This window comes from Desulfobacter sp. UBA2225, assembly GCF_002348205.1.
Taxonomy (GTDB): Bacteria; Desulfobacterota; Desulfobacteria; order Desulfobacterales; family Desulfobacteraceae; genus Desulfobacter; species Desulfobacter postgatei.
This window is the reverse complement of the sequence record NZ_DDYV01000221.1, coordinates 1-6,905: the sequence shown is the minus strand read 5'-3', so window position 1 is coordinate 6,905 and position 6,905 is coordinate 1. Positions and strand designations below refer to the sequence as shown.

At 44.2% G+C, this 6,905-nt stretch carries 8 protein-coding genes and 1 pseudogene; 6 read left to right on the top strand and 3 right to left on the bottom strand.

Annotation, left to right across the window (positions count from 1 at the left end; translation table 11 throughout):
• Positions 1-414 precede the first annotated feature (414 nt).
• The 5 genes from B3D59_RS11215 (at position 415) to B3D59_RS11195 (ending at position 3,097) form a co-directional block, all read left to right on the top strand.
• Complete coding sequence (locus tag B3D59_RS11215; protein WP_286819825.1) at positions 415-612, top strand: ferredoxin; 198 nt, start codon at positions 415-417, stop codon at positions 610-612.
• A 162-nt stretch (positions 613-774) separates the two neighbouring features.
• Positions 775-1,119 (top strand): TusE/DsrC/DsvC family sulfur relay protein, encoded by a 345-nt coding sequence (locus tag B3D59_RS11210; RefSeq protein WP_286819824.1) that lies wholly within the window; start codon positions 775-777, stop codon positions 1,117-1,119.
• A 773-nt stretch (positions 1,120-1,892) separates the two neighbouring features.
• The gene (locus tag B3D59_RS11205) at positions 1,893-2,144 is read left to right on the top strand and encodes a hypothetical protein (RefSeq protein WP_286819822.1); all 252 of its coding nucleotides are present in this window, start codon (positions 1,893-1,895) and stop codon (positions 2,142-2,144) included.
• Between the two features lie 327 nt (positions 2,145-2,471).
• Positions 2,472-2,786, top strand: coding sequence for a type II toxin-antitoxin system RelE/ParE family toxin (locus tag B3D59_RS11200; RefSeq protein ID WP_286819821.1), 315 nt, complete (start codon positions 2,472-2,474; stop codon positions 2,784-2,786).
• Positions 2,762-3,097, top strand: coding sequence for a DNA-binding protein (locus tag B3D59_RS11195; protein ID WP_286819819.1), 336 nt, complete (start codon positions 2,762-2,764; stop codon positions 3,095-3,097). The genes B3D59_RS11200 and B3D59_RS11195 overlap by 25 nt, the downstream gene beginning before the upstream one ends.
• A 391-nt stretch (positions 3,098-3,488) precedes the next feature.
• Here B3D59_RS11195 and rfaE1 read toward each other — a convergent pair whose 3' ends face one another.
• The 3 genes from rfaE1 to B3D59_RS11180 all read right to left on the bottom strand — a co-directional run bounded on the left by rfaE1 (position 3,489) and on the right by B3D59_RS11180 (position 6,464).
• Complete coding sequence (rfaE1, locus tag B3D59_RS11190) at positions 3,489-4,454, bottom strand: D-glycero-beta-D-manno-heptose-7-phosphate kinase (RefSeq protein WP_286819818.1); 966 nt, start codon at positions 4,452-4,454, stop codon at positions 3,489-3,491.
• Complete coding sequence (thrH, locus tag B3D59_RS11185) at positions 4,455-5,060, bottom strand: bifunctional phosphoserine phosphatase/homoserine phosphotransferase ThrH (RefSeq protein WP_286819817.1); 606 nt, start codon at positions 5,058-5,060, stop codon at positions 4,455-4,457.
• A gap of 90 nt (positions 5,061-5,150) precedes the next feature.
• Positions 5,151-6,464 (bottom strand): homoserine dehydrogenase, encoded by a 1,314-nt coding sequence (locus B3D59_RS11180; RefSeq protein WP_286819816.1) that lies wholly within the window; start codon positions 6,462-6,464, stop codon positions 5,151-5,153.
• A 164-nt stretch (positions 6,465-6,628) separates the two neighbouring features.
• Here B3D59_RS11180 and B3D59_RS11175 point away from each other — a divergent pair.
• A pseudogene (locus tag B3D59_RS11175) lies at positions 6,629-6,905 on the top strand (phosphoribosylformylglycinamidine cyclo-ligase); the annotation flags it as partial.

The following is a 6,905-nucleotide window of genomic DNA, read 5'->3' as shown; positions in this document are numbered from 1 at the left end:
CCGGCTTTGCCGGAGGTTGGTGACTTAATTGGAAAATATGAATTTTGCCTGAATCAAAATACCATTAATATTCAGGAGCTTATAGAATCGGCAATAACGAATTCTGAAATCAATTTTACCTCTGAAACGCTTAACTGACAAGGGTTTGAATGAGGTCGGAGGAAATTTAGCGGTTTTGTGTGCCCCCCCCCCTTTTTAAAACAAGGCTTCTTCGGAACCCCTGGTTCATGAGGCTTAGGTACTGCAAAACTCTCATCACCGGGTCAAGCTGTCCCGCGTTATGTCGGTAGCCGACTTTCAGTCTCTTTGTGATTTTCGTGGTAAATTGAGCCAATCCAAATCTGAAAACCCTGCTGTATTTGAACGGGTCCAATTTATGAAATATTTCAACTGATTTTATGAAAGGAAAATATCATGAGCAAAAAAATATATATTGAAACGGAAGACTGTATTGGCTGTGAAAATTGTGTGGAGCTTTGTCCAGAAGTTTTCGGATTTGACGCCCAGGAGGGCGTGGCATTTGTCATTATGGAGGAAGGAGGTTCCGAAGAATGTATTGACGAAGCGATAGAAGACTGCCCGGTTGAATGTATCCTTTGGAAGGATGAATAATGAACGGTGTGGGCTTGGTTCTAACTTCGCCCAGAAGATCGAAAAATGTTGATAGGTCAATTTTAACCTACTTATATTTTGGCAAACTTTATCTCTCATTTTATGAAATGATTAATAGTGGGTGAAGGTAAAACCAAGCCCCATTTTTTTAGGAGACCAACTATGGTAACAATAAACAAAGAGAACATAGCTATTTCCATGGACCAGGAAGGATATCTTACAGATTTTGAATCTTGGAATGAAGAAATCGCATGCGTTTTGGCACACAATGAAGGCGTTTCTCAAAAATGCCCTTTAAACAAGGAGAAAATAGAAATATTAAAATTTCTTCGAGACTATTATAACAAATTTGAAGCGTTTCCAATCGTTCGAGCCGTCTGCAAACGTGTGGGTCAATCAAAGAACTGCCAATATGAAGAGTTTCCTGATCCGCTTGTGGCATGGAAAATCGCAGGACTCCCCAAACCCACACCAGAGGTGTTAGCAAAAATAAAATCCAATACGTGATAGGTTGAGAGCTTTTTTCTATTAAAAAAAATTTGGACACTTCAAATAAAAGAACTTGAAAAGGGCTACACTCATATCAAACAGAATCTGTTTTTTTTTGGCTCATGTCGTGTTTGAGGGTCTTTTAAGGGCGTATTTGATCCAACTATTTGAATTTATTTAAAATACAGCAAAGGCTTACGATCTCCAATATTGGACGTATTGCCAATAATTTCAATTCATTATGAATAATCATAAAAATAGGACCCCAAAACGCGACAAGAGCCTTTTGTTTTTGTATACAACTCTCTGGGGGTACCGATTGCAGCCGGTGTTCTTTATCCGGCTTTCGGCCTGCTTTTGAGTCCGATGATTGCTGCGGCAGCCATGAGTTTCAGTTCCGTGTCAGTTATCGGCAATGCGCTCCGGCTGCGCAAAATAAAGATCGATTGATGAAACCAATAACTGCTGAGAATGAGGGACTTGGATTGGATTAAATTGTATAAAAAAGGAGGTGAAAAATATAACAGAAGACAAGCAGAAATAAAAACAATATGAGGACATTGTCAAAGAAAAAAACGAGGAACGACAGCGCACTATGGACAAAATGTCCGTGGACATGTCTGAAGTCCACACTTATGACAAGAACCGGGCTGACGATTCGGGAAAATGTTTATAAAATCTGATATCACTGCAGCCGGGATGAATTCCCACTGATGGTCTCTTGTTTGTCAAAGGCATCTGAGGATGCTGGGATTCAAATTCACAACTTGTATATTAAAGGATGGAAATCAATGGATAAAAAAGAACTCTGCAAGAAAATCGAACAGGTATACCCGGATATCGGAGAATGCGGAATTGATTTAGAGGTTATATATGACAATGATAACAGCCGTTGGAAGGTTCTCTTGAAAAAGGATAACAAGTCTCTGGCAACCTTTCTGGAACCCGGAGATGCAGAACTCTGCATGGAAGGCCGCCAGTGTGTCAGCCTGGGTATTGAAATCAGACAGCTCAAGGATAACATCGAAAAATTGTCTTCATAAAAAAAGGAGAATGCAGAGGGGGTCTCGGATCATGAAAACCATTAAAAATGCAGATTGGGCATCAAAAGGTTTAAGCGGTCGCAGACCCACCTGCAAAATGGTGGTCTGCCTGGATTCATTTCTGCATAAATGGGTTGCAAAGTGAGCAAACTCACAGGAATTCAACCACTATGGGCTTTCAGCCCATAGTGGTTGAATTCTGACAAATCTCCAGATTCTGTGGTCACATCAGCAAGAACTCGGCCTGGAGCTGCGAAGGGAAATAAAAGGGGCTGGAACTTGACAATGGATTCTGCCGAATGTAAATTATATGTATACATTTAAACCATGAATGAAACAGCACAGATAAAAGTTAAGATTACAGAGAAGAACGGTAAATCCATTTTCAAAGAGTGGTTTGCAGGGCTTGAAAATAAGGCCAAAACCCAGATAATCCGGCGGTTCGCACAGGTAACCACAGGAAACCTTGGAGACTATAAATATTTGAGGGATAAGGTATCAGACCTCAGATTCCGGGACGGCCACAGGATTTATTATACCATGATATCTCCTGATATGCTTTTGTTGCTTGAAGGCACGAAATCAAGCCAGAATAAAGATATTGAAAGGGCTATAAAATGGCTGAAAGAATTGGAAAGATAAACACAGAATCCATGCAAGACATGGACGATTTTATTATTGAACAACTCCGCGAATCTCCGGAACTTATCCCAGATTTACTGAAAAGCTCCATCCAGGATTTAACTGCCGAAGAAGATAACTTCAAAAGCGTAATGAAGACCCTCTATTATATCACCCGGGCAAGGAAAGGCGGTATCTCTGAGCTATCAAGAAAAACCGGATTAACCCGGCAGACGCTTTACCGACTTTTCAAGAATGGGAATCCGACATTGAAAACCCTTGTCAGTGTCCTGAACGGTTTGGGTGTCAGACTTGATGTTCAGGCTCAATAAATGAATCAAACTTATTGAGGTGATTCTTATCCGGATTTAAATCCTCTTTAAAATTTGTGGCGGTTATGCACATGGGTTTCGGATGAACATAATTATCCTGCCGGGGGAAAAACTCCCAACCGGTTGAAAGGGTGTCATGCTGGGTTGGAGTAGTTGGATCGAAAGCAGTGTACATGCATTTACCCTGCCTTACTATCCAAAGGTTGGAAATACGGTTGGAAATGCTTTGCCTGAAATAACAAAGGCTCCCGGCGAAACCGCCGAGAGCCTTGATATACTTGGTAGCGGGGGAAGGATTTGAACNNCGAGCTACCAGACTGCTCCACCCCGCAACAACATTTAGTAATATAGATCAAAGGAGCTTTCGAGTCAAGTTAAATTTTCATATAATTCAAACATTAACCATAACACACTGTTTTAGCTCATCAATTGATGCGGTTGCGGTACCGACTTTAGCCACGACAATACCTGCCGCAAGATTGGCCAGCCCGGCAGCCGCTTTAAACGTGGCACCTGATGCCAACCCCAGGCCTAAAATAGAGATAACCGTATCTCCCGCCCCGGACACATCAAAGACCTGCCTTGCTTTGGATGCAATAGCGACAGCCGGTTTTCCGGTTTCATAAAGGACCATACCGGCCTTTCCGCAGGTAATAAGAAGTTTTTCAAGCCCGGCCAAAGCCATGATCTTTGCTGCAGCCTCTTCCATCTCTTCGGGAGTTTGAATCTGCATACCCGCGGCAATTGCAGCTTCTCTTTTATTAGGGGTCAAAACGCTTACCCCCATGTATTTGGAAAAATCCATGGACTTGGGATCGGCCAGGGTCATTACGCCTGATTTGTTTGCCAGTTCAACAATACGTGCTACAAGCTCACGGGTTACCAAGCCCTTATCATAATCTGAAATGATAACAAGATCCATTTTGTCTATGTAACCGGCAAGAATCCGAGTTAATTCCTCAAGCGTATGGGCACTGATCCGGTGCATGACTTCCCTGTCAATGCGCAGCATTTGCTGACTGGCGGCAATGATTCTGGTTTTACGTGTTGTAGGCCGGTCCGATTCACTGATCACCCCTGTGACATCAACGTTCAAGGCTCCAAGCATTTTTAAAACATCACGGCCGGCCGGCCCCTTACCCACGGTACCCATGGCGAAGACCGTTGCCCCCATAGCTGAAAGATTATTTATCACATTACCGGCTCCGCCCAGTGTATGGCTGGTCTTTTCCACGGCCACCACAGGCACAGGCGCCTCCGGTGAAATTCTGTCTACCCTTCCCCACAGGTACTCATCGAGCATTAAGTCCCCGATGACAAGCACCCGCAGCGCTTTAAAGTTATCAATGTTTATCATTCAGTTCGCCAGAAGAGTGGTAAGCATGACTTGAAGCTCATCATAGGAGCGGGTAATGGGAATATCAGGAAAATCCTTGGTAATGGACTCAGGGGGCTTAAAGAAAAAGCCCTGGTCTGCAGATAGGATCATCCCGGTATCATTGTAGGAATCTCCAAAGGCAATAACATGATAATTCAAACCTTGAAGGGCTTTGACGGCCCGGGCTTTCTGATTGTCAATTCTCAAATTGTATCCGATAATCCGGTTTGTTGCGTCCACTGTAAGATTATGGCAGAGAAGTGCAGGAAAGCCTAATTTTTCCATAAGCGGCCCTGCAAACTCTTCAAAGGTATCGGACAGGATAATGATCTGAGTGCGTTTCCGGATCCAGTCCAACATCTCCTTTGCGCCGTCAAGGGGTTCAAGGCCTGCAATGACATCCTGAATATCCTTAAGTGTCAGATTATGCTCATCAAGTATGGAGAGACGCTTGGTCATGAGCACATCATAATCGCTGATATCCCGGGTGGTGAGTTTAAGTTCCTCAATCCCGGTTTTTTTCGCCACATTAATCCAGATTTCAGGCAAAAAGACCCCTTCCAGATCTGCAACAAGTATTTTCATTCCTTTAACCCTTTTTCTCTTATTTATTCTATTTATGCTGCAACCTTTATCCCGGATATCGGGATATAAATACCCCAGAACAACCGAACCCTACTCAGTCTCATCATCTTCAATACGGATAAGAACGGGTTGTCCCACCACGCAGTCGGTTTGAACAATTTTAGCAAGGGCCGCCTGAATCCTACTTTCCTTGGCCAGGTGAGTCAGCATCACAATGGGTACCTGCCCATTGGCATTGCGCCCTTTTTGATGAACAGATTTAATACTGATATCGTTTTCACCTAGAATTCCTGAAATGGTGGATAGAACACCCGGATGATCCTGGGCTTCAAAGCGCAGATAATACCGGGTGGACAACTGGGCCATGGGTAGAATTGGTATTTTTTGAATATTTTCCTCGGGATATCCAAGGGTAGGAACCCTGCGCCGGGTGCCGGCAATGATATTCCTGGCAATATCAGCAATATCCGAGAGTACAGCGGAGGCTGTGGGCATCATGCCTGCGCCGTGACCGTAAAGCATGGTTCTCCCGGTGGCGTCTGCATCAATGGCAATGGCATTCATGGAGTGATCCACATGAGACAACGGATTGGAGTTGTGAATCATGGTGGGATGCACCCGGGCTTCAACATGGTTCTCATGTTTTTTCCCGATGGCAAGCAGTTTAATGGTATAACCAAAGTCGCCTGCAAACCCGATATCAGCCGGACCTATGTTCCGGATACCTTCCACATGAATATCATCAAGGTTGATTTCCATACCATAGGCCAGGGCACTTAAGATGGCAAGTTTATGGGCCGTATCATATCCATCCACATCCAGTGATGGTTCAGCCTCGGCAAAGCCCAACTCCTGTGCCTTTTTTAGGGCATCCTCAAATAGAGAACCATCCTGGGACATCTTGCTTAAGATATAATTGCAGGTACCGTTAAGGATTCCGCACATGCCATGGATGTCATTGGCGACCAAAGATTCCCGCAGGCTTTTTATGACGGGCATACATCCCCCGCAGGACGCTTCAAAAGCCAAATCCACCTGATTTTTTCCGGCAACGGCGACCAGCTCATTACCAAAACTTGCCAGAAGCGCCTTGTTTGCAGTCACCACATGTTTTTTATTTTCAAGGGTCTTAAGGATGAAATCCCTGGCTATGGTTTTCCCGCCGATAAGCTCAACAATAATGTCAATGTCAGGGTCATTGATAACCGTTACAGCATCGGTTATTAATTGGGTGCCTGTCAATTCAACACCCCGGTCCGTTGTAATATCAAGGTCAGCAATGGTTTTTAAATTCAGACTGGCACCGATCCGGGCTTCAAGCAAGTCTTTTTTCTCCTTGAGCAATTTTGCCACGCCTGCCCCTACTACACCGAATCCAAGTAGGCCGATATGGATTGTTTTCATGAAGGTATTTTCTCCAAAATAGTCCCGTGTTTAAAATCACCCAACTTAATACTTCATCCAGGCATCCCTTGTCAAAAAGCTTTTGACTTTTTACGGCCTTTGGGCGTATGATTGATGATTTTAAAGGGATTGACAGATCTACTATATTCCACAGGTGAGATGAAATGAATGACTCTTTAACATATGCGGATTCCGGCGTTGATATCGATAAAGCCACCCGGCTGGTGGACCGGATAAAAGACATAGCCAAATCTACCCCACGCACCGGTGTTATGGGTGAAATCGGTGGTTTCGGCGGACTTTTTTCCCTGAACCTGGCCAATATTTCCAACCCGGTGCTGGTCAGCTCCACAGACGGGGTGGGTACCAAGCTGAAAATCGCATTCCAGATGGACAAACATGACACCATAGGTATAGACCTTGTGGCCATGTGCGTCAACG